The sequence below is a fragment of the Neobacillus sp. PVCKKU3 genome (assembly GCF_058323225.1).
Map to the genome: position 1 here is coordinate 1 of NZ_JBLVQN010000067.1, position 22,826 is coordinate 22,826.

General features: G+C 39.1%; 21 protein-coding genes and 2 pseudogenes. 18 read left to right on the plus strand and 5 right to left on the minus strand.

The window, feature by feature from the left end; genetic code table 11:
• Positions 1-163 precede the first annotated feature (163 nt).
• The 4 genes from tsaE to tsaD are packed head-to-tail and all read left to right on the plus strand — an operon-like array spanning position 164 to position 2,807.
• On the plus strand, positions 164-619 hold the full coding sequence (gene tsaE / locus ACNQGS_RS27865) for a tRNA (adenosine(37)-N6)-threonylcarbamoyltransferase complex ATPase subunit type 1 TsaE (RefSeq protein WP_491490239.1): 456 nt from the start codon (positions 164-166) through the stop codon (positions 617-619).
• Positions 616-1,317: a tRNA (adenosine(37)-N6)-threonylcarbamoyltransferase complex dimerization subunit type 1 TsaB gene (gene tsaB / locus ACNQGS_RS27870; protein WP_491490220.1), complete on the plus strand. Its 702-nt coding sequence runs from the start codon at positions 616-618 to the stop codon at positions 1,315-1,317. The genes tsaE and tsaB overlap by 4 nt, the downstream gene beginning before the upstream one ends.
• Before the next feature lie 18 nt (positions 1,318-1,335).
• A complete protein-coding gene (gene rimI / locus ACNQGS_RS27875; RefSeq protein WP_491490221.1) occupies positions 1,336-1,785 on the plus strand; it encodes a ribosomal protein S18-alanine N-acetyltransferase in 450 nt (149 codons plus the stop codon).
• Complete coding sequence (tsaD, locus tag ACNQGS_RS27880) at positions 1,782-2,807, plus strand: tRNA (adenosine(37)-N6)-threonylcarbamoyltransferase complex transferase subunit TsaD (protein WP_491490222.1); 1,026 nt, start codon at positions 1,782-1,784, stop codon at positions 2,805-2,807. Before rimI ends, tsaD begins: the two co-directional genes overlap by 4 nt.
• Before the next feature lie 437 nt (positions 2,808-3,244).
• Here tsaD and ACNQGS_RS27885 read toward each other — a convergent pair whose 3' ends face one another.
• On the minus strand, positions 3,245-5,164 hold the full coding sequence (locus ACNQGS_RS27885) for an ABC-F family ATP-binding cassette domain-containing protein (protein ID WP_491490223.1): 1,920 nt from the start codon (positions 5,162-5,164) through the stop codon (positions 3,245-3,247).
• Positions 5,165-5,327: 163 nt separating this feature from the next.
• Between ACNQGS_RS27885 and moaC the strand changes: the two genes are divergently transcribed.
• The 4 genes from moaC to ACNQGS_RS27905 all read left to right on the plus strand — a co-directional run bounded on the left by moaC (position 5,328) and on the right by ACNQGS_RS27905 (position 8,820).
• Positions 5,328-5,816: a cyclic pyranopterin monophosphate synthase MoaC gene (gene moaC / locus ACNQGS_RS27890; RefSeq protein ID WP_491490224.1), complete on the plus strand. Its 489-nt coding sequence runs from the start codon at positions 5,328-5,330 to the stop codon at positions 5,814-5,816.
• Positions 5,817-5,848: 32 nt separating this feature from the next.
• Entirely contained in the window at positions 5,849-6,502 is a 654-nt protein-coding gene (locus ACNQGS_RS27895) for a redox-sensing transcriptional repressor Rex (protein ID WP_491490225.1), read from the plus strand.
• A 152-nt stretch (positions 6,503-6,654) separates the two neighbouring features.
• Positions 6,655-7,080, plus strand: coding sequence for a DUF4395 domain-containing protein (locus ACNQGS_RS27900; RefSeq protein ID WP_491490226.1), 426 nt, complete (start codon positions 6,655-6,657; stop codon positions 7,078-7,080).
• 126 nt (positions 7,081-7,206) lie between these two features.
• On the plus strand, positions 7,207-8,820 hold the full coding sequence (locus ACNQGS_RS27905; protein WP_491490227.1) for an acyl-CoA dehydrogenase family protein: 1,614 nt from the start codon (positions 7,207-7,209) through the stop codon (positions 8,818-8,820).
• A gap of 410 nt (positions 8,821-9,230) precedes the next feature.
• Here ACNQGS_RS27905 and ACNQGS_RS27910 read toward each other — a convergent pair whose 3' ends face one another.
• Together ACNQGS_RS27910 and ACNQGS_RS27915 are read right to left on the minus strand one after the other, a co-directional pair.
• Positions 9,231-9,431: a YdiK family protein gene (locus tag ACNQGS_RS27910; protein WP_491490228.1), complete on the minus strand. Its 201-nt coding sequence runs from the start codon at positions 9,429-9,431 to the stop codon at positions 9,231-9,233.
• On the minus strand, positions 9,428-10,150 hold the full coding sequence (locus tag ACNQGS_RS27915) for a CPBP family intramembrane glutamic endopeptidase (protein WP_491490229.1): 723 nt from the start codon (positions 10,148-10,150) through the stop codon (positions 9,428-9,430). Before ACNQGS_RS27915 ends, ACNQGS_RS27910 begins: the two co-directional genes overlap by 4 nt.
• Before the next feature lie 302 nt (positions 10,151-10,452).
• Here ACNQGS_RS27915 and groES point away from each other — a divergent pair, with 302 nt between their 5' ends.
• The 10 genes and pseudogenes from groES (at position 10,453) to ACNQGS_RS27965 (ending at position 20,949) form a co-directional block, all read left to right on the plus strand.
• The gene (gene groES / locus ACNQGS_RS27920) at positions 10,453-10,740 is read left to right on the plus strand and encodes a co-chaperone GroES (RefSeq protein WP_213148367.1); all 288 of its coding nucleotides are present in this window, start codon (positions 10,453-10,455) and stop codon (positions 10,738-10,740) included.
• Between the two features lie 42 nt (positions 10,741-10,782).
• The gene (gene groL / locus ACNQGS_RS27925) at positions 10,783-12,417 is read left to right on the plus strand and encodes a chaperonin GroEL (RefSeq protein WP_491490230.1); all 1,635 of its coding nucleotides are present in this window, start codon (positions 10,783-10,785) and stop codon (positions 12,415-12,417) included.
• A 260-nt stretch (positions 12,418-12,677) separates the two neighbouring features.
• On the plus strand, positions 12,678-14,072 hold the full coding sequence (locus tag ACNQGS_RS27930; protein ID WP_491490231.1) for a hypothetical protein: 1,395 nt from the start codon (positions 12,678-12,680) through the stop codon (positions 14,070-14,072).
• Positions 14,073-14,620: 548 nt separating this feature from the next.
• Positions 14,621-16,555 carry a fructose-1,6-bisphosphatase gene (locus ACNQGS_RS27935; protein WP_491490232.1) on the plus strand — a complete coding sequence of 645 codons (1,935 nt, stop codon included), beginning with the start codon at positions 14,621-14,623 and terminating at the stop codon, positions 16,553-16,555.
• Positions 16,556-17,056: 501 nt separating this feature from the next.
• Positions 17,057-17,782: a conserved phage C-terminal domain-containing protein gene (locus tag ACNQGS_RS27940; protein ID WP_491490233.1), complete on the plus strand. Its 726-nt coding sequence runs from the start codon at positions 17,057-17,059 to the stop codon at positions 17,780-17,782.
• A 19-nt stretch (positions 17,783-17,801) separates the two neighbouring features.
• Complete coding sequence (locus ACNQGS_RS27945; RefSeq protein ID WP_491490234.1) at positions 17,802-18,038, plus strand: replicative helicase loader/inhibitor; 237 nt, start codon at positions 17,802-17,804, stop codon at positions 18,036-18,038.
• 708 nt (positions 18,039-18,746) lie between these two features.
• Positions 18,747-19,070 (plus strand): ArsR/SmtB family transcription factor, encoded by a 324-nt coding sequence (locus ACNQGS_RS27950; protein WP_491490235.1) that lies wholly within the window; start codon positions 18,747-18,749, stop codon positions 19,068-19,070.
• 3 nt (positions 19,071-19,073) lie between these two features.
• Positions 19,074-19,460 carry an SRPBCC family protein gene (locus tag ACNQGS_RS27955; RefSeq protein ID WP_491490236.1) on the plus strand — a complete coding sequence of 129 codons (387 nt, stop codon included), beginning with the start codon at positions 19,074-19,076 and terminating at the stop codon, positions 19,458-19,460.
• Between the two features lie 116 nt (positions 19,461-19,576).
• Positions 19,577-20,283, plus strand: a pseudogene (locus tag ACNQGS_RS27960) (FAD-dependent oxidoreductase).
• 33 nt (positions 20,284-20,316) lie between these two features.
• The gene (locus ACNQGS_RS27965; protein WP_491490237.1) at positions 20,317-20,949 is read left to right on the plus strand and encodes a YdeI/OmpD-associated family protein; all 633 of its coding nucleotides are present in this window, start codon (positions 20,317-20,319) and stop codon (positions 20,947-20,949) included.
• Positions 20,950-21,448: 499 nt separating this feature from the next.
• Here ACNQGS_RS27965 and ACNQGS_RS27970 read toward each other — a convergent pair.
• Positions 21,449-21,896: pseudogene (locus ACNQGS_RS27970) on the minus strand (hypothetical protein).
• A gap of 42 nt (positions 21,897-21,938) precedes the next feature.
• A partial coding sequence (locus ACNQGS_RS27975; RefSeq protein ID WP_491490238.1) for a DUF3231 family protein occupies positions 21,939-22,826 on the minus strand: 888 nt, incomplete at its 5' end.

The following is a 22,826-nucleotide window of genomic DNA, read 5'->3' on the forward strand; positions in this document are numbered from 1 at the left end:
TTTATACGTAAAAACAAGCACGAAACAATGTTTCGGCTTTTTTTATGCCTATTTTTGTTCCATACATATATAATTACACCCTTAGGAAGCTTCCTAAGGTTTTTTTTGCACGTAATTAAGGTAAAATGAAGATATAGATATGGTAAGGTTAAAAGGTGATGCTATGAACCAATATGAATGGAAGACAGCTAATGCGGAGGAAACTGGACATTTTGCCGCAAGATTGGCTGAACTTTTGCAGCCGGGTGATGTGATTGCACTTGAGGGTGATTTGGGTGCAGGAAAAACCACCTTTACCCAGGGCTTGGCAAAAGGTTTAGATATACAAAAAACGGTTAACAGTCCAACTTTTACGATTATTAAAGAATATAAAGGCAAGCTGCCATTATATCATATGGATGTCTATCGGGTAGCAGATTCCATGGAAGACCTGGGCTTTGATGAATATTTTGAAGGCGATGGGGTTTCAGTGGTTGAGTGGGCTCATTTAATTGAAGACCAGCTGCCAGGGGAACTGCTGACTATTTATTTATATCGCGAGCGTGAAGACCATAGAAGATTGGTATTGGTACCAAAAGGTGAGCGGTATGAGCAATTATGTAAGGAGATTTTGGCATGACCATTTTAGCAATTGATACGTCTAATTATGCCTTAGGAGTAGCACTTTTAGAAGAGAAAGAAGTACTTGGCGAGTACATAACAAATTTGAAAAAGAACCATTCTGTCCGGATCATGCCTGCCATTCAGACGTTAATGAAGGATTGTGAAAGGGTGCCATCCGACTTAACAAAAATCGTCGTCGCCAAAGGTCCAGGATCTTATACAGGCGTTAGAATCGGCGTTACGATAGCAAAAACGCTAGCATGGACTTTAAACATTCCACTTGTTGGAATATCAAGCCTTGAAATTCTGGCAGCAGGGCCCGGGCGATATTTTGACGGGTTTATTTCCCCGATATTCGATGCCAGACGGGGACAGGTTTATACGGGTCTGTATCAAGTTGAGAATGGAGAGCTAAAAGTAATTGAACCTGATCAATTAACAATGGCGGTTGACTGGGCAGGGAAGTTATCCGAATTGGACAAACCGGTTCTATTTGTCGGCAATGACCTGTCTATTCACCGTGAAAGAATAACAGAGAGTCTTGGTACTCAGGCCGTTTTTTCAAGCATAACAGAGAACAATCCCCGTCCGTCTGAGCTTGCCATGCTGGGAAAAGACAAACAAGGGGAAGACGTACACACCTTTGTCCCTAATTACATTCGGTTAGCAGAAGCGGAAGCAAAGTGGTTAGAGGCGCAAGGGAAAACTTTATAAAGATAAGGATAGAGAAAGATGGAAGATTCTTATGTTTTTCGCTACATGAGGGAAGAGGATATCGATCAAGTATTAGAGGTTGAGCATGCATCATTTACAACCCCTTGGAGCAGGGAAGCATTTTATAATGAGATGCACAATAATAACTTTGCTGTTTATATCGTCCTCGAACATGAAAATAAAATTATTGGCTATTGTGGAGTTTGGCTTGTTATTGATGAAGGTCATGTGACGAATGTCGCGATTCTTCCTGAATACCGCGGCAAAAAGCTTGGGGAGATGATGATGCGAAAGCTGATATCCGTCTGCCATGAGAGGGGTGCAAGAAGCATGACCTTAGAGGTAAGGGTAACGAATCATGTCGCTCAGTCTCTTTATCGCAAACTAGGGTTTCAAAATGGCGGAATCCGGAAAAATTATTACTCAGATAATTTGGAGGATGCGCTGGTAATGTGGGTGAATTTATGAAAAAAGATCAGTTGATATTAGGAATTGAAACAAGCTGTGATGAAACGGCGGTGGCGATTATCAAAAATGGCCGAGAGATAACGGCCAATGTGGTTGCCTCGCAGATTGAAAGTCATAAACGGTTTGGCGGGGTCGTACCGGAAATTGCCTCACGCCATCATGTTGAACAGATCACGGTCGTGATAGAAGAGGCATTAAAGCAGGCGAATCTATCCTTTGCTGAAATTGATGCTGTTGCGGTAACGGAAGGGCCAGGTCTGGTGGGTGCCTTATTAATTGGCATCAATGCCGCCAAAGCACTCGCCTTTGCTCATAATAAACCGCTTGTGCCAGTCCATCATATTGCCGGTCATATTTATGCAAACAGGCTGGTGACAGAGCTGAAATTCCCTTTGTTGGCTTTAGTGGTTTCAGGGGGCCATACGGAGCTTGTCTACATGAAAGAGCATGGACAATTTGAGGTAATTGGCGAAACAAGGGATGACGCAGCGGGTGAAGCCTATGATAAGGTCGCAAGAACGTTGAGTCTGCCATATCCAGGCGGTCCGCATATTGACCGTTTGGCCCATGAAGGCAGTCCGACTATTGATTTGCCCCGTGCCTGGCTGGAGGAAGGCTCCTATGATTTTAGCTTTAGCGGCTTAAAATCAGCGGTCATTAATACGGTCCATAATGCCGAGCAGCGTGGTGAGACGATTGCTCCGGAGAATCTGGCCGCGAGCTTTCAGGAAAGTGTCATTGACGTATTGGTGACGAAGACCGTAAGAGCCGTTGCAGAATATGGCGTCAACCAAATATTATTGGCCGGAGGAGTAGCAGCCAATAAGGGGCTTCGAGCAGCCCTGGAAAAGGCATTTTCAGATAAGGCGGATGTTGAATTAGTCATTCCTCCATTATCCTTATGCACAGACAACGCAGCCATGATAGCCGCTGCCGGAAGTGTTATGTTTGAAAAGGGAATTCGAGCAGACTTATCACTAAACGCAATACCTGGATTGGATATGGAAACATATAACACCTGACCTTTCCTAACAAGGAAGGGTCTTTTTAATTAAAAAATCTAATTAAACGTTTGATTGATTTGGTTGATAAACTAATCAAACGTTTAATTGGTATTGACAATAAACTAATCAAACGATTGATTGAAAACGGCAAATGCTTAAAATATAGGCATTTTAAGAGTTAAACAAACATTTGATTAAATTTTGGCTAATATAAAAATATCAATTTTGTGGATAAGATTTTTTTGAAAAAGTTGAAAATTCAAATGACTTGTGGATAACTCAGTGGGTAATGTTGATAATGTGGATAAGTTGACACTTTTTTGTGGATAATGTGGGTAAGTTAATTGAATAACTGAAATAATGGCATTTACAATGTGAATAATTCTGTGGAAAGTTGGGCCTTTTGGATTATAAGCACAACAAAAAACCGGACTCCAACAGTCCGGTTATCCACATTATTCTGCCAGCTCGGCCCATTCTTCCATTAATTCGTCAAGCTCGGCCTTAGCCTTTTCATTTTTTAAATTAATCTCTAAAACCTTTTCATGGTCCTGAAAAACTTCTGGCTCGCATAATTGCTGTTCATAATTCTGAATCTCTTCTTCAAGCTCCGAAATGCGTTCCTCGATTTCTTCCAATTTGCGTTTTCGCTGGCGTTCCAGTTTTTTCGTTTCTTTATCCTGTTGATAACTGTTTTTTTCAGCAGGCTCTAAAGCAGAAACCTTCTTCTGGGAGGCAGCCAATGCAAGTGCCGTAAGTTCCTCCTGCTCCAGCTTTTTATCCACATAATAATCGTAGTCGCCGAGGTATTCAGTGCTGCCCTCGGGGCTTAATTCTAGTACCTTGGTTGCGATTCTGTTAATAAAATAACGGTCGTGTGAGACAAACAAAATAGTACCTGGATAATCAATTAGGGCATTCTCAAGTACTTCCTTGCTGTCCAAATCCAAATGGTTGGTAGGTTCGTCCAATATTAATAAATTTGCTTTCTCGAGCATTAGCTTGGCAAGGGCTAGGCGGGCTTTTTCGCCGCCGCTTAATGACAAAACATTTTTAAGCACATCGTCACCGGAAAATAAGAAATTCCCAAGCACCGTACGGATTTCCTTTTCCGGTTTCAGTGGATATTCATCCCATAGTTCGTTTAAGACCCGTTTATTGGAGGTTAGGTTGGCTTGTTCCTGATCGTAATACCCGATGGACAAATTGGTTCCGTATTGAATAGTTCCAGCCAAAGCGGGAAGCTTTTTAATAATTGTTTTTAAAAGGGTCGACTTCCCGATTCCATTAGGGCCGACAAGGGCAATGCTGTCGCCTTTATACACACGAAAGGAAATATCCTCGGAAACCTTCTCTCCATCATAGCCGACAGCAAGCGAATCAACAGTCAGTACATCATTGCCGCTTTGCCGCTCAATTTCAAATGAGAAGGAAGCAGATTTTTCATCCCCTGATGGGCGATCCATGATTTCCATTTTTTCAAGCTTCTTCCGCCGGCTTTGCGCTCTCTTAGTAGTAGTGGCCCGTGCGATGTTGCGCTGGATGAAATCCTTTAACGCGGCAATTTCCTCCTGCTGCTTTTCATAAAGCTTCATGTCGCGTTCATAATTGGCAGCTTTCTGCTCAAGATAAGTGCTATAATTACCGGTGAATCGCTGAATCAGGCGGCGTGATAGTTCATACACCTCTGTAACCACTTTATCCAAAAAATAGCGGTCATGCGAAACAATTAAAATCGCGCCATCATAGCCCTGCAGATATTGCTCCAGCCAGGAAAGGGTTTCGATATCCAAATGGTTGGTTGGCTCGTCCAAAATTAAAATATCAGGTCTTGTCAGTAATAGTTTGCCTAGCGCAAGACGCGTTTTTTGTCCGCCGCTTAGACTTGAAATCATTAACGTAGTATCAGAAAAATTTAACCCATGCAATACAGAACGGATATCAGCTTCATATTGATAGCCGCCTTGCTCTTTAAACTTTATTTGCAATTCATCATATTCCTTTAATACCCGTTCGTATTTTCCTGGGTCCCCGAAAACAGCAGGATCGGCCATTTGCTTCTCCAGCTTCCGGAGCGATTTTTCCATCGCCTGCAGGTTCTCAAAAACCGTCAGCATTTCCTCCCAAATGGACAAATTGGACTCCAAACCCGTATTTTGCGCCAAATAACCAACGGTAACATCCTTTGGTTTGATGATTTCGCCGCCGTCATAGCCCATTTCGCCGGCGATGATTTTCAATAACGTTGATTTCCCCGCTCCATTGCGTCCGACAAGGGCAACACGGTCACGGGTTTGTAATTCCAGTTTTATATTCGATAAAATAAGTTCAGCACCATAATATTTTTGTAGTTGGTTAACCTGTAATAAAATCATTTTTTTCACCTCTATTACCTTACGACTAGTTTACCGTATAACCCGAATGTCGGCAATGAAGTGAAATTTTTAATGGAATTATAAAAAAATATACTGTTAGTTCAAAGTTTCACACACATGGACAAAAAAATATTGTATTATTTTTTGTAGGAGGATTTTTTTTATGGCTGAATTTACTCATTTTAATGAAGAAGGCCGGGCCAAGATGGTCGATGTCAGCGAGAAGCCGGAAACGGCACGCACAGCAACAGCCCAGTCTAGCATAACAGTAAGCACTGAAATTTATGAAAAAATCACAAACCACGAAATGAAAAAGGGCGATGTCTTAGCAGTTGCCCAGGTTGCTGCAGTGATGGCAGCGAAAAAGACATGGGATATCATTCCAATGTGCCACCCGATTCCATTAACAGGTATCAATATTAGTTTTTCATGGGAGCAGGCCGGGCAGGGACAATATACACTGCATATTGCTGCATCAGTGAAAACAAAAGGCAGTACGGGGGTTGAGATGGAAGCGCTAACAGCTGCCTCTGTTTGTGCCCTGACCGTCTATGATATGTGTAAGGCAGTTGATAAAGGGATGGTAATTGGACCAACCTTTCTGGTGGAAAAAACCGGCGGCAAAAACGGTGATTTTAGAAGAGAAATCTAATATATCCATTAAAATTGAAGGGTGGGAGAAATATGTCCAATGAAACGATGAAAATACCACAGGCAACAGCAAAGCGGCTGCCCTTATATTATCGATTTTTACAAAACCTTCATTCCTCTGGCAAGCAGAGGGTGTCATCTGCAGAATTGAGTGAAGCAGTAAAGGTGGACTCGGCCACTATTCGCAGGGATTTCTCTTATTTCGGGGCCCTTGGGAAAAAGGGGTACGGCTATAACGTAAACTATTTGTTATCGTTTTTCCGGAAAACTCTTGATCAAGATGAATTAACAAAGGTAGCGTTAATCGGGGTGGGTAATCTCGGCACAGCCTTTTTACACTACAATTTTTTAAAAAATAATAATACAAAAATCGCTTGCGCCTTCGATGTGGACCCCGGAAAAATTGGCGGTTCGATAGGCAATGTTCCCGTTTATTCGATGGACGATATAGAACAGTATTTGATCGAGGAAAATATTTCGGTGGCGATTTTGACGGTGCCGGCTCCGGTTGCTCAGCAAATCACAGACAAGCTTGTGAATACGAATGTAAAAGGGGTTTTAAACTTTACTCCAGCAAGACTGAATGTACCTTCATCGATCCGCGTGCATCATATTGACCTGGCGGTGGAGCTGCAATCACTTGTTTACTTTTTAAAGCATTATCCAAACGACGAAGTAGAAGAATAAATAATCAATGGGCTTCTCGCCAAAATGGTGAGAGGCCCATTTTTTCGTTTTGAAACATTTTCCTAACCAGATCACTATACAAAGGGAGTGGAAGCGGGTAAAATGAATACACAAGTAATTATTGTAATCCAATAGGAAAGGTTGGAATTAAAATGACAGAAACAGTTCGTTCAATCCCACGGCCGCTAGTGAAAACAAACCAGTGGACGATTGTTTTAAGTGTTGTGTTAACATGGTTATCCGGTCAGGAATGGTTTTTGTTAGTGCCGTTTGTTGCCGGTATGTCTGGTCTTTTATTCGGATTTAATCCGATTATGCAAATAGCAAAACTATTTTTAAGAAAGGAACCAGAGGCTTATATCCCCGAGGATTGGGAGCAGCAGCAATTTAATCAAAAACTTGCCGTATCGTGTTTGGGAATTGGATTTGTAGGATTCCTGCTGGGTTGGAATGGTGTTGGCTATGTGTTCACGATTCTTGTCGCAGTGGCTGCCTTTGTGGCAATTCTAGGTTTTTGCATCGGATGCTTTATTCATTTTCAGTGGAACCAATACCGTCATAGAAGGGTGCACCAATAAAGAAGAGGTCTGAATTATTCAGCCTCTTTTTTTGTTTTTCTACTTATATTTGACGTTTCCATATCCTTACATTTAAGATTAAATTGAAAATTATGAATTATTATTCATGAGGAGAGTGGCGTTTTTATGAAGCATGTTTCCCAAGAGACAGAAGCAAGAGGAAAAAATTCTTACAGCTTTGATGAATTTCTCGAAAAACGTGACAACCTTGATTGGTACCGTGATGAACCGTTTTTACAAAAAGCGGTAAAGAAATTTACGGGTTCTCAGCACAGCCAAATCCACGAAAAACTATTATCCTTTTCAGCAACAGTATCTGCAAAATGGAACCGGTTAGCCGAAAGAATTGCCAGACCGGAAGTCCGCCCCTATATGCTTCACTTTGATGCTTTTAATCATCGGATTGACCGGATTGTTCGTCCTCAAGAAGTTCATCAATTAGAGAATGAAATTTTCGGAGAAGGTCTTTTTTCCAGTAACATGACACCTTGGGAAAGCTTTGTGAAAAGAATGCTGATCCATCAGCTGGGTGAGGCGGGAGTGACCTGTCCGCTGACATGTACACATGGTTTAGTGGCTTTGCTTGACCAATTTCCGGATGAAGAATATCCAGAACTTCAAGTTATATTACATCATACAAAAGAAGGGCTAAACGGCGAATTCGCCATTGGCGCTCAATTTATGACAGAAATCCAGGGTGGTTCTGATTTGCCGGCTAATGTTTTGGAGGCGGTTCCGGAAGGCAAGTATTATCGTTTGTATGGGAATAAGTTTTTCTGTTCTGCGGCGCATGCCGATTATTCTGTGGTGACGGCAAAAATATCGGGAACTGACAAAGTTTCAACATTTATCGTACCTTCCTGGCTTCCGGGGGATAAGGAGAAGGAGAAACGCAACGGGTACGAGATAAATCGGATCAAATGGAAGCTGGGAACAGCCGAGCTGCCAACAGGGGAGATTCAATATAAGGGGGCGCGTGCCTATCCAATCGGTCCAAAGGATAAAGGGATTGCAGTTGCAGTCGGAATTGTATTGACCTTGTCGAGGTTGGAAATTGGGATTGCCTGTGCCGGGTTTATGCTGAGGGCCTCTCGGGAGGCAAACTTGTACAGCGATTTCCGAAGTGTTTTTGGAAAGAAGGTAAAAGACTATCCACTCGCAGCAAGCAAGTTGAAACGAATCCAGCATGCCGCTGAGCGAACGACGGCGGGGGCATTCAAAATCTATAATCTTTTCTTGCAACTGGATAAGCCGCTTAATCCAGGAATTAAATCGGACCATCCAATTGATGTTAGGAAAAAGTTATTTAATCTGCGTGAACTTGTCTTGCTGCAGAAAATCTGTGCAACGAATGAGGGAGCGGAAATTTTACGGGAGGCTATCTCCGTGTTTGCCGGCCATGGAGTGATGGAGGAATTTTCGTCGCTGCCGCGTATCTTCCGCGATGTGGTCGTAAACGAACAGTGGGAGGGACCGCGTAATCTGCTTTTAACACAAATCTACCGCGATTTGGGCAGGGTTTCTGACTGGTATTCACCTGCTGAGTTTGTGGCCAGCGTTCTTGAGGGAGCCGCTGGGGAGACAATTAAAAAGTTTTCTGATCAACTTGAAGACCTACTGGGGCGGCCTGTTTTAGGTGAAGTAAGCGAAGCCTCGATGGACGCTGCTGCGGAATGGGATGCGTTTTGTGATGAATTCTTTAAGGCTTACCAGCTGATAGCTCTAACAGAGGTCAATTAATGGAGCTGGGCGAAACATTATAGACGGTATTGAGGAAATTTGAGTGAAATCAGGAAGGGAAATGTCCTTGATAGACGGTATCAAGGACAATTTGAGTGAAATTGGTAGTGGAAATGTCCTTGATAGGCGGCATCAAGGACATTTTGAGTGAAATCAGGAAGGGAAATGTCCTTGATAAGCGGTATCAAGGACAATTTGAGTGAAATCGGGAAGGAAAATGTCCTTGATAGGCGGTATCAAGGACAATTTGAGTGAAATCGGGAAGGGAAATGTCCTTGATAGGTGAAATCAAGGACATTTTGAGTGAATCGAGAAGAGAAATGTCCTTGACAATCGACAGAAGGACAATTTTGCCGATTAATAAGTGAATACGTCCTTCACACCAGCCTTATCAAAAATATAAAACATCATTATTTTTTCATTTGCCCCTTATATTTGAAATGAATAGCAATCATCTTAATGGCTGACCCAAGGTCAAAGGTGGCGAGGATGACCAAAAGGTAGCTGAAGAAGCCCCAGCCATTGTTTTGGACATCATCGATAGCAAAATAGGTGAACAGGGCACCCAGTATTAAATAAATCAAACCGGAAAACAAAGGTGAACGTTTCATAGAAATCCTCCGATAAAGTTTTGAACTGCCTCTGCCTCACGCATCATCCGCTCAATGTCGTCCTTATAGACGGACTGAACAAGGACGACCATCGTATTCATGGATACATGGGCGAAAATCGGCACCAGGATGCGTTTGGTTTTTACATAAAGAAAAGCAAAGGTAAAGCCCATCGCCGAGTAAATAAGCAGATGCTCAGGCTCCATATGGACAAGCGCAAAGACCACCGAGCTGATTAGGGCAGAAATGAAGAAATTAAACCGTTTATAAAAAGCCCCAAAGATAATTTTCCGAAACACAATTTCTTCTAAAATAGGGCCGATAATACTCGTTACAAGAATGGCCAAAGGAAAGGCATTAATGATCGTGAGGATTTCCTGTGTATTTTTAGAGCCCAATTCAATCCCAATAAGGCGCTCAATGATGGCGGCCGTATATTGGGCAAATAGGGCAAGGAAAACCCCTAAAATCGCCCACTTTATCGAATGACCGATTGAAGTGTTTCTTTCACTATGGACCCCAGGCTTCATTTCTTTTCTTAGGATAACAAGAATGATGAGAAAGGCAAGGGTGAAACTTGTGATCAGCCAAACCGGTACCACAAATTCCTGCCTCCATCCAAAAAGGCGAAATCCAAACATAAATGCAGGAATCCCGGCAAAGCTGGAAAGCTGCATGGCAATATAAACAATAAGGACAATCCAGTATTCCTTTTTCAAGTCAAAACTCCTTTTCCATCTATTTTTTCCAATCGAAATGTAATCAATCACTATTCTTCATTCTACCTTTAATGACAAATTAGTTTCAATTTTGAATGCCTGCTTTGAAAAGAATTGAATAGAAATATGGATTTTATCCATACTTTATAAGGTGGAAAAAAAGGGTAACTTTTTTTAATAAATTTTATGCATCAGACTTGCAAAAGATTTTTAGATTGATTATTATAATAATTGTGTTAGCACTCATCATAGTTGAGTGCTAATAAATGACCGAATAACACATATTTGAGGAGGTTGTTTGAATGTTAAGACCATTAGGTGATCGCATTATCATCGAACTCGTTGAATCAGAAGAAAAAACTGCAAGCGGTATCGTATTACCGGATACAGCAAAGGAAAAGCCTCAAGAAGGAAAAGTTGTAGCTGTAGGTACTGGCCGTGTGCTTGACAATGGCGAGCGCGTAGCTGTTGAAGTTTCTGAAGGCGACCGCATCATCTTCTCAAAATACGCTGGTACTGAAGTGAAATACCAAGGTACTGAATACTTAATTTTACGTGAAAGCGACATCCTTGCTGTAGTTGGAGAATAAGAACAATAACTAGCTTTAATTATAAGAGGAGGTTTTTTAACAATGGCTAAAGAGATTAAGTTTAGTGAAGACGCTCGCCGCGCAATGCTTCGCGGTGTTGATACACTTGCAGATGCAGTTAAAGTTACTCTTGGACCTAAAGGACGCAACGTGGTTCTTGAGAAAAAATTCGGTTCACCATTAATCACAAATGACGGTGTAACGATTGCAAAAGAAATCGAATTAGAAGATGCATTCGAAAACATGGGTGCAAAGCTTGTTGCTGAAGTAGCAAGCAAAACAAACGATGTTGCCGGTGACGGTACAACAACTGCAACAGTTCTTGCTCAAGCGATGATTCGCGAAGGCTTAAAGAACGTAACTGCAGGCGCTAACCCAATGGGCATCCGCAAAGGGATCGAAAAAGCAGTTACTGCTGCTGTAGCAGAGCTTAAAGCTATTTCTAAACCAATTGAAGGCAAAGAGTCGATCGCTCAAGTTGCCGCTATTTCTTCTGATGACAAAGAAGTTGGCCAATTAATCGCTGAAGCAATGGAGCGCGTTGGCAACGACGGCGTTATTACCATCGAAGAATCTAAAGGCTTCACTACTGAATTGGATGTAGTTGAAGGTATGCAATTTGACCGTGGCTATGCTTCTCCATACATGGTTACAAATACTGACAAAATGGAAGCTATCTTAGACAATCCATTTGTATTAATCACTGATAAGAAGATCACAAGCATTCAGGAAATCCTGCCTGTTCTTGAGCAAGTGGTACAGCAAGGAAAGCCATTACTTTTGATTGCTGAAGATGTTGAAGGTGAAGCACTTGCAACATTAGTACTGAACAAGCTTCGCGGTACTTTCAATGCTGTTGCTGTTAAAGCTCCTGGCTTTGGTGACCGCCGTAAGGCAATGCTTGAAGATATCGCTGCTCTAACTGGTGCTGAAGTCATCACTGAAGAGCTTGGCCGTGACCTTAAGTCCGCAACAATTCAATCTTTAGGACGCGCTGCTAAAATCGTTGTCACAAAAGAAAACACAACAATTGTTGAAGGTGCAGGAAGCACTGAAGCAATCCAAGGTCGCGTGAATCAAATCCGCGTTCAATTAGAAGAAACTACTTCTGAATTTGACAAGGAAAAATTACAAGAGCGCCTTGCTAAATTGGCTGGCGGTGTAGCAGTTATCAAAGTTGGTGCTGCAACTGAGACTGAATTAAAAGAGCGCAAGCTTCGTATCGAAGACGCATTAAACGCAACTCGTGCTGCAGTTGAAGAAGGTATCGTATCCGGTGGTGGTGTTGCCCTTCTTAACGTATACAGCAAAGTGGCTGAGCTTCAAGCTGAAGGCGACGAGCAAACAGGTATCAACATCGTTTTACGTGCGATGGAAGAGCCAGTCCGCACAATCGCTACCAACGCTGGCCTTGAAGGATCTGTTATCGTTGAGCGCTTAAAGCATGAAGAAGTTGGCACAGGTTTCAACGCTGCTAGCGGCCAATGGGTAAACATGATCGACGCTGGTATCGTTGACCCAACTAAGGTTACTCGTTCTGCACTTCAAAACGCAGCATCTGTTGCAGCTATGTTCTTAACAACTGAAGCTGTAGTTGCTGACAAGCCAGAACCAGCTGGTGCAGGCATGGGTATGCCTGACATGGGCGGTATGGGTGGAATGGGCGGCATGATGTAATCTGCCTCTCCAAACTTGATATACTCGAGTAGTTTGTAGGTAAGATTGAAAGTGGTTTGCTAACATAAAGGATATTAACGGAGGCTTCTCATTAGTTCACTGAACTTTTGAGAGGCTTCTTTTTTTATATCAAAAGGCTCTCGTAATCTCGTTGATCAGGCGTGGAATTTAAGTAAATGACCATCCTGCCAAAACGGTGGCTAGATAAAGGAGTTTTGATCTAAACTATGTTATAGTTATTAATATTAGGGGGTATAGACATGAAGGAAAGCCAGTTTGTACTGTATGAGCATCAAAAACAGATTCGATTACAAGCAGAAAATGTTGTATTCTTTTTGCAGGGCAAAATTATAGAAGCAATTAGTGAGAATCAAGAAATTTATTATTTGTTTTTTTATAAATCCCGATTCCTTACAGCGATAAAAGCAATAAGAATTCGCCGCCATTCATACATTGAACATGCTTATAAAAAAGGTATCGTTTATCAATCCCCTCATCCGTTAATCAATGCACTGCTATCTTCCAATCATCCCTATCAAATAATTAGCCTAAATCCATTACTAAAAAAGCTAGATAAACTGTACACTCCTCAAGAAAAAGCATTAATTCTAACCTTTTTCGAATCAGTAATTCCAAAAAAACAACTCTTTGATGAAATTATAGCTATTTATTATGAATATCGTCGAAGTGGACAGATGTTTTTAGGTTACCGGATTATTCGCATTTTAATGGATTTCGCACCTAATCATAGTTTAGTAAAAAGGCTTGCTAATGATAATATGTTCAATAAATTTGCCGTTCTGTATAATGATATGTCTCAGAAGCTGTTTGCAAAAGATTTTATTTTTACTGAAAAAACATTATTTACTCAAAAAGAGAATGACCAATGCTTTGAGCAACTTGTAACCCTTTTGCAAAAAGAGTCCCGTTGGATCGATATAATCGCTTTGTTTATTTGTAAATTAAAAGTAACCCCTTCAGTTGCCTACTTCAGCTCCCTCGTAAAGCGACTTGAACAACATATAAACGAAAATGACACGGTGTATATTTTAGAAGAATTGTCCTGCCAAATACCTTCCTTTCTTCCTGTACAACAGGAACTATTTAATAAATACTTACAAAGCAATAATATAGACGGAGTCATCAAAATGGTCAATTCCCATGATCTCAAGCTGAGTAACTCCCAAGTTCATACCATTGGAAGCATGTTGGAACATTTGGAATCAGAAATTCATTCATTACAGCCAGAATCACTTCAAATCTTGCTAAAACATGTTATACATTTATTCCCCGAAAAGGCAGAAGAGTATTTAAAGAAATACGTCATTTTATTACTAAAAATACATGATTTAGCTTATATAAAAGAATGGCTCAAACCTTTAATAGAAAATAAAGAGAATTCTCGGATATATAAAAAGATAGAGATAATGCATCAGATTAGCGATGATTTAGATAAAATGCAAACACTTGGTAAGTTGTATTATGAATTCAGACAGCTGGACAAAGCCATTGAATGCTTTAGCTGGAACATGGAGCTCGAACCTAATGATCCAATCCCTGCACAATGGTTATCTAAAATTTATCAGGAAAGGGGATTGACCCTGGAATCAAATGCCTATCGGCAGTTGTGTATTCAACTTCAAAAACGAGCTTAATGACGAAATTTAACAGTATAAAGAAATTGTAAAGGTTTTAGGGTCAGTCCCCCAATGAGTTGTAATACGTTTTGGTAATGCTAATGGTATGATTTAAGAAATTAACATCCTTCCACTTCAATGCAACTAATTCTCAAACTCTAATTAGAAAGTGAGCTTAACCTAATCCCTAGCGTTATCTAGAATGGGTTATTTCTCGGAATGACTGATAAATACATTACCTTGGATAGGGATAAGATAACTCTATTGTAGATAGACAAAGGTAAAAGATTTACAACTAGATGATACTCATATAATTCTGTATATCAAATAGGCTTCCGTGTCGTTTAATAGCCCGGGGGTCTTTCTTTAGTCTTATAAGTTTGTAGTGGTGACTACTGATTTTGACATTTTGGGTAGGTACTCCTTTTTTGGTTCAAAAAAATCCTTGTTCTGATTTATGAAATTGATTCAACTGGATTGATATTAAATATTCTGTATCATTATTTATAATCTAGAAATAAAGTGAGACTAACAAAAGTACGATATTTTTAGGAGGATATATCAATTTGGAAAATAAATACTTAGATTTGCTGGCCCAAAAATATGATAGTGAAGAAAAAGTAGTAACAGAAATTATTAATCTTGAGGCAATCCTTAATTTACCAAAGGGAACAGAACATTTTGTCAGTGACTTACATGGGGAATTCCAATCTTTTCAACATGTATTGAGAAATGGATCTGGGAGAGTAAAAGAGAAAATCGAAGAACTTTTTATGGATATATTATCTGAGAAGGATATCAATGAATTGACGATATTGGTTTATTATCCTGAAGATAAATTACAGTTAATTAAGAATAGCTTTGACAATAAACAGGAGTTAAACGGGTGGTATGCCACAACCATTAATCATATGATTAAGCTCGTTTCTTTTGCCTCTTCCAAATATACACGCTCCAAAGTACGTAAAGCATTGCCTGAACGGTTTGTTTATATTATAGAAGAGTTATTATACAAAACGGAAGAAGAATCCACAAATAAGGAACCTTATTACTCTAAAATTGTTCAGCAAATTATTTCTCTTAATCAGGCTGATAAGCTTATTATTGGTCTTGCATATTGCACGCAGAGATTGGTAGTGGACCATCTTCATGTAGTGGGGGATATATATGATCGCGGACCTGAGCCTGATCAAATTATGGATACACTCATTAATTATCATTCTGTTGATATTCAGTGGGGAAATCATGATGTATTATGGCTAGGTGCGTATGCCGGTTCCAAGGTTTGTCTAGCTAATATTCTCCGTATTAGTGCCCGTTATAATAATTTAGATATTATTGAAGATGTGTATGGAATCAATCTTCGACCACTTCTAAATTTAGCTGAGAAATACTATAAGGATAACCCGGCTTTTAGACCAAAGAAAACTTCCGGAAACAATCTAACGGAGGAAGAAGAATTACAAATTACAAAAATTCATCAAGCAATTGCTATAATTCAGTTCAAGCTTGAAATTCCCATCATTAAGAGACGACCATTCTTTAATATGTCAGAAAGGTTATTACTTGAGAAAATTGATTATGAAAAAAACGAAATAGTGCTTCATGGAAAGACATATCCACTGGAAAATACTTGCTTTGCAACTATTAATCCAGAAAACCCAAGTCAATTGTTAGAGGAAGAACAGCAGGTAATTGATAAATTATTATTTTGTCTTCAACATTCGGAAAAGTTGGCCAGACATATGAACTTCCTTATGAAGAAAGGCAGCCTATATTTGAAGTATAATGGTAACTTATTAATACATGGCTGCATTCCTTTAGATGATGAAGGAAATATGGAAAAAATGGTGATTGAAAATACAACGTATAATGGTCGAGAGTTATTGGATGTCTTTGAACATCATTTACGATACTCTTTTGCACACCGTGAAGAAACCGATGATCTTTCGACAGATATGGTCTGGTATTTATGGACAGGCGAATATTCATCACTCTTTGGCAAGAGGGAAATGACAACATTTGAAAGGTATTTTATTAAAGATAAAGAAACTCATAAAGAGAGGAAGAATCCATATTACTATTTACGGGAAAAGGAAGAAATCTGCCGAAGAATTTTAGCAGAATTTAATCTAAATCCCGATGATGGTCATATCATAAATGGGCATACGCCTGTTAAAGAAATTAAAGGGGAGGACCCAATTAAAGCAAATGGAAAAATGCTTGTTATTGACGGTGGCTTCTCAAAGGCCTATCAATCAACTACCGGGATTGCGGGATATACTTTATTATACAATTCATTCGGTATGAAATTGGTTGCTCATCAATATTCTAATTGCAAAGAATTTGTCTTGCATAGTGGCATGGATGTTTTATCAATGAAAAGAATAGTGGACAAAGTGGTAGAAAGAAAAATGGTACTGGAAACAAATGTAGGGAAGGAATTATTAAAGGAAGTCTCTGCTTTGAGGAGTTTGATGGAGTATCGTTATATGAAGTGAATTTAATTATTGAATAAATAAGTTTTTCTTTCGGGTTTATTACAATTTTATATACTCACCAATTTTGAAGCAGCTAGCGTCTTTCCAATTAGAAAGGCGCTTATTTGTTATTTTACTTAAATGTAAGTGAAAGTGTTATTAATAAAGGCTATTTAAATGACAGGTTGGATGGTACCTACATCAGCGCAAAATGACCCAGCTGAAGCGATCATCCTGACGTGTAGTTGGGTTCAGAATGACGCGTAGAGATACTCTTGTTGACCCAAGCAATACCATAGATTTCTTCATTAGAGTACTTCAAAGATTACTTCAAAGAATTAAATAATATGTCCTCTGCCTTTTTCCATATCAATTTTCTATCAAGGAAATGTTTATTTTATTATACCCTGTCCTTTTTGCGATTTTATTCATATATAAATGTCGAAGGGATTAAGACCAATCGGTTAGATACTCGCGTCTTACGACCGAATCAAGGTTCCTTTATAAAAGTGCAATAGAGGAGTGGTTCAGTTGAGTAAGTTATTAATAAATGAAAGTCCTGTCATGATTATTCCTAGTTTGGCAGTTGAGATTGGTTTAAATGAGGCTGTGGTATTGCAGCAAATACATTATTGGCTTGGAATCAGCAAGCATAAAATTGAGGGGAGAACCTGGGTTTATAATACATATGAAGAGTGGCAGAAGCAGCTGCCATTTTGGTCAGTGAGTACAATTAAGCGGACGATTCGCTCATTAGAGATGCTGGGATTACTTTTATCTGAAAATTGGAATCAAATGAAAATGGATAAGACAAAATGGTACACCATTGATTATGAAAAGTTGCAGGAGCTTGAAGGTAGCCTATCTGAACGCCAAGCTCATCCTAATGAGGAACATGTACCTGAGGAGGGGCAGGAAAAGATGGAGGAATCCGTTGTCCCTTCTCCTGTGAAAAAGGAGATTCCATATGCTGAAATTATCCGCTATTTAAATGAGAAGACTGAAAAGAACTTTAAACTAGGCTCTATTAAAACGAGAGAACTGATTCATGCCAGATACAGAGAAGGTTTTACCCTTGAGGATTTTACTAGAGTCATCGATTTAAAGTCAACTGAATGGAAGCCTGATCCTTATTGGAATAAGTTCCTGCGGCCGGAGACATTGTTTGGGACCAAATTTGAAGCTTATCTCAATCAGCAGGAAGGTAAGAAGAGATTGACGGAGGAGGATTTTAACCTTGATGAATAAGAAAGAGATTTATAAGTTGATGATTCTAATCCAAATCTATTATGACAAGTTTCAATTTGACCAACAGAAGCTGGATGCTTGGCATATGGTTCTACAAAAATATTCGTATGATCGAGTGCATGAGAATCTATTGAAATTTGTAGTAGATTCGCCGCATCCGCCCAAAATTAGTGATTTGGTACAGAATACGTCTTATGGGCGGGAAGTTCCTAGTGGTTTTGTATTAGATTTGAATGCAGGGGAAAAAGATTGGTAGGGAAAATACAGCCCTGTCATTCCTTGAGCATTTTTGAATCATTAATTTGTTCCACTTTCGTTTCACCTATAGTAGAAATACAGGTGTTTTCCTCGACAATATATTTTTCTAGAAAACAGGAAAAAAACCTGGTTGAAAGGGTTTATGACGCTTTTAATCAAACGATTATTTAGTATACAATTTGTTTCTATTCGTCAGAAAAAGTATTATGTTGGTTTCTATTGTCAGGTTTGAAGAAAATTTATAACAACCACCACTTCTATACGACAACTTTTTTCCTTGAAAACAGCCTATAATACTTATGTTTAAAGGGTTTAGGAAGTATTTAATTAAACGTTTAATTAGCTAAATTCGTTTTAACTAAAGGATTGATTAGAAAAGCATAAGATGCTACGAAATCTATGTATAATCCTCCCTAGAAGGAAGAATATTGTCGAGACAGGAATCTAGTAAAAATGATGGAAAACTTTTGAAGGGGATTATTACATAAGACGACCTGGCTAAGAGGCCAGTCCCCCGGTTCGTTAAAGCTTTAGTTCACTGAGGGACTGACCCCAATGTCCTCGCTTCTTCTCCAGCAAATTTACTTGATGATAAGGGAATAAACTTATGCCAGTTATGTCAAAAATAAACATTGATGCGGCACTGAATAGTGTCCTATAATAAAGACACTAATTGGTGTCCAATATAAAGAGGGGGGAGGAGGTTTTGAGTGAGAAAAAACAAGAGCGTGATGTGTATGCAGCCATTGCTGACCCAACAAGACGTAAACTGTTACGTTTGTTAGCAGCAGCAGAAGAGTTGCCTCTTCACGAAATTACTCCTCAATTTCAAATGGGGCGTACTGCTGTCTCTAAACATTTGGCAATCCTTAAAGAAGCTGGTCTAGTTGCAGACCGTAAAGTTGGCAGAGAAACAAGGTATCGGCTAATTGCAGCTCCACTAAGGGAAATTAAAGATTGGGTATCCTTTTATGAAAAATTTTGGATTGATAGAGTGGCACTTTTAAAAAATTTATTATCGGAGGAATAAAGAATGGCAGAGTTTTCATTAGATTTTCAATTTACAAGTTCAATCAATAAGGTGTGGAACGCATTAACAGATTCGGACACGCTTGCAAAATGGATTATGGAAAATGACTTTAAACCAATCGTAGGTCACAAATGTCAATTTCAAAATCCGCAGTGGAATTTAATTGTAGATTGTGAAGTATTGGTAGTGGACGAGCCTAATAAGCTATCTTACACTTGGGCAGGTGGCCCAATCAACACGATTGTCACCTGGACATTGAGGGAAGAGGATGGAACAACCCACTTACATCTTGAACAAACCGGATTCGAACAAGAAGATCAAGCATTCAATGGCGCGAAATATGGTTGGGCCGGCATGGTTGACGAACTTAAAAAAGTGTTAGGGGAATGATAAGACTAACCGTTTAGCAAATGAAGCTAAACGAATTGGCAAAAACAACGGTTCGATATACTGAGCCGTTGTTCTATTAGAACTAGTATTAGTATTTAAATAAGGAGAGAGGGAAAATGAGTTTTTTTCAAGATACATTATCCATATTTAAAAAGAGAGATTTAGTATTTATAGAAAGCTACAAAGAATCAGAAGATGTTTATTCCTTTCTATTTGAAAAAGAGAAAGATTTAACCTGGAAAGCAGGGCAGCATGGTTTGTTTAATATTACTCATAAGAAAATAAAAAAACCTATACGACCATTCACTGTGGCATCTGCGCCCACAGAGAATGTTGTTAGACTGACAATGCGTGTTGGTGATAACCCAAGTGATTTTAAGAAAGCGATGTTGGATTTAAACAGGGGATGAAGGTTAAAATCAGTGGACCAGTAGGTAGTTTTTATTTAAAAGATAACAGTCCTTCACTTCTGATAGCAGGTGGAATTGGAATAACACCGTTCCGGTCGATAGTAAAACAAATCGAGGCAGAAGGGAATAGAGGGGATCACCCAATCCATCTACTCTATATGGATAGTAAAAAGTCCTATATATATAAGGATGAACTTGATAGAATTGCTAACAACACTTCAATAGGTGTAACTTACGTTGATTCAAGGAATGACTTACATCAGGAGATAGATAAGTTTACGAACCTTTATAAAGACAATGGTAAATACTTCATTGCAGGACCGAAGTCAATGGTAGATGATATTTCTGCTTATTTACAAAAAAATAATATTTCAAAACGGAATATCAAAAAGGATGCCTTTTTTGGGTATTAAAGTTAACCAAAAATTGAAGAGAGGTGTTTCCTAATGACAATTAGTAGTATGAATCCTAAGGTTGATAAATATTTACTTGTGGGCTGCATGCGCTGCCCGCTGGGGGGGACTCCCGACTGTAAGGTCCACAAATGGCCGGAAGAATTAGAGAAATTGAGAATGATTGTTCTTGATTGTGGGCTGAAAGAAGAATTGAAATGGGGCATTCCTTGCTACACATATAATAAAAGTAATGTCATTACAGTAGCTGCTTTTAATGAATACTGTTCTATCAGCTTTTTCAAAGGTGCCCTGTTAAAGGACCCCCATCAAATTCTGGAAAAACCTGGGGAGAATACCCAGGCGGCACGTTTGGTTCGGTTCACCAATGTTCAGGACATTATTGAACTCGAAACCGTCTTGAAAGACTATATTCATGAAGCCATTGAAGTGGAAAAAGCCGGTTTGAAAGTGGAGTTTGAAAAGAATCCGGAACCGATACCTGAAGAACTTCAACATAAATTAGAGGAAATCCCCGCCTTGAAAACTGCCTTTGAAGCATTGACGCCGGGGCGTCAAAGAGCATATATTCTTCATTTTTCAGCACCCAAACAATCCAAAACCCGGGTATCAAGGATTGAAAAAAACATGCAGAAAATTCTCGATGGAAAGGGATTAAATGATTAAGATATTACCCTCAAACAGAATTTGTACCGCTTCTGTTATAAAAGACATCAAGTTAATTGCAAATCATTGACGGCTAACATTTTGCTAACGAAGTCTAATAAAACGAAGTAAATTAGGGTTAAAGATATTACACTTGATGCCTTCAGAATGCTGATTCGACGGAATTTTCTTCTATCGTCGCTTTAAAAATGTTACAGCTTAAAAACATATGGGCGGCATGATGTAAGGCTTCCTGAGCCACTCACATGCTCCTCAAAATGAGAAATAGGTAAGCTATTTTTCACCCATTCTGTGAAGTAGTGATGTAAAAAATTTATATCAATAGCTATAACCACTTCTCATAAATTGGAGGAGGGGTTTTTTATGTTGTTAAAGGAGAACATTCGATAAAAGAGGGCAGGATTTTAATATAGGGGGATTCCTTAAAGGGGATTCTCCTTTTTTACAATTAAAAAAGACTTCTCCAAAAGAGGAAGCCCAATAAGATTTTGATTAACGGTTATCTTAAAAATTTCTTAAGCATTAAACCTACAACTAACCCCGGAATGACAAATAAAATTGGAAGCCAAACAGGTCCGAATAAAACCCCAAATATCCTAAAACTTGATGAATAGATACATCCAACCGCAACAAAATACGCCGAAAATACAAACGATAGAAACGCAATCTTTTCTTTTCCTCCCCCTGCATCTTTCCAAGCATCCCACATAGGCATAAAAATAAAGACAAGAATAAAACATTAACCATTGGTAATCTGCTAGTTCAATCGCTTTTTCTATATCACCATGAAAACTTAAAATAATTACTTCGTTAAAATTCGATTGAACATTAACGACAAATTCCAGTATTAACAAAACAGTTCTTTTAAAAAGTTTCCTGTTTAAAAACTGTCCGAATCCTGGTAGTGCAATACTCCTCAAGGACAATGCTTCTTTTTTGTTCGCCACATCTGTACTAATCCTTTACCAATACTTTAAAAAATCAATTTATTACTTTGGTTGATTAACAAGGGCTTGACGGTCATCTGCTTGTGGAGGTTCTTCTAACCAAGCATGTTTAATCATTAGGTTTGCACCATCCTCCGCATATAAAGCGATTTCCGCTGAAAGCCTTGTATAATTTGCACTTAAATCCATTCTTTCACAAGTTCCAGCAGCAGTACCGTAATTTCCTATTCCGACCGTAATCATTCCAGTTGTATGAAACACCATTAATTTATCTGAAAAAGGGGCAACCGTACTATCTAAAACATGCGAATCCCAAGACATAGGGGCAGGTACATCATTATTTGTAAGTGTTGTACTGAATTTTTTAATATGCTTATCAGCAATCCCTTTGCCTTCCATAAAAAATTGTTTTACATCTTCACCTTTACAAACTTGTGCAAATCCCATCATCATTGCTTTACCCAATGCGTTAGTTTGAATATTAATAAAAAGATGGGCAATTTCAATTGACGTTAGCGGTCTTTTTCCTTTTCCAAAGAAATCAAACAAAAATCTTTGTTTTGATACAAAGTTAACCTTATCAGGATTAGATATATAAGGCGGTCTAATGTAAGTTCCTTTTGACAAATTAACTTTTCTACTCATATCGTGTAATGTTTTAGCTTCATCGAGAATTGTATGGAAAAATGTACTTATATCTTCTCTTGATGAAACACCGATAGCAACCCCTGCACCTGCCATTCCAATAACCGCCATATTTTGTAGATAATAATTCATGAATGTATCGGTAAATAATCTTGGTGCATTTACATTTACATCTTTATCCGTAAATCCAACAGGTATCGGTATTTTTTCATTTGTAAAAATATCTGTAATATCTTTCATGTGCTTATTGGCTAATCCTAATGAGTATTCAATAATAGGGATATT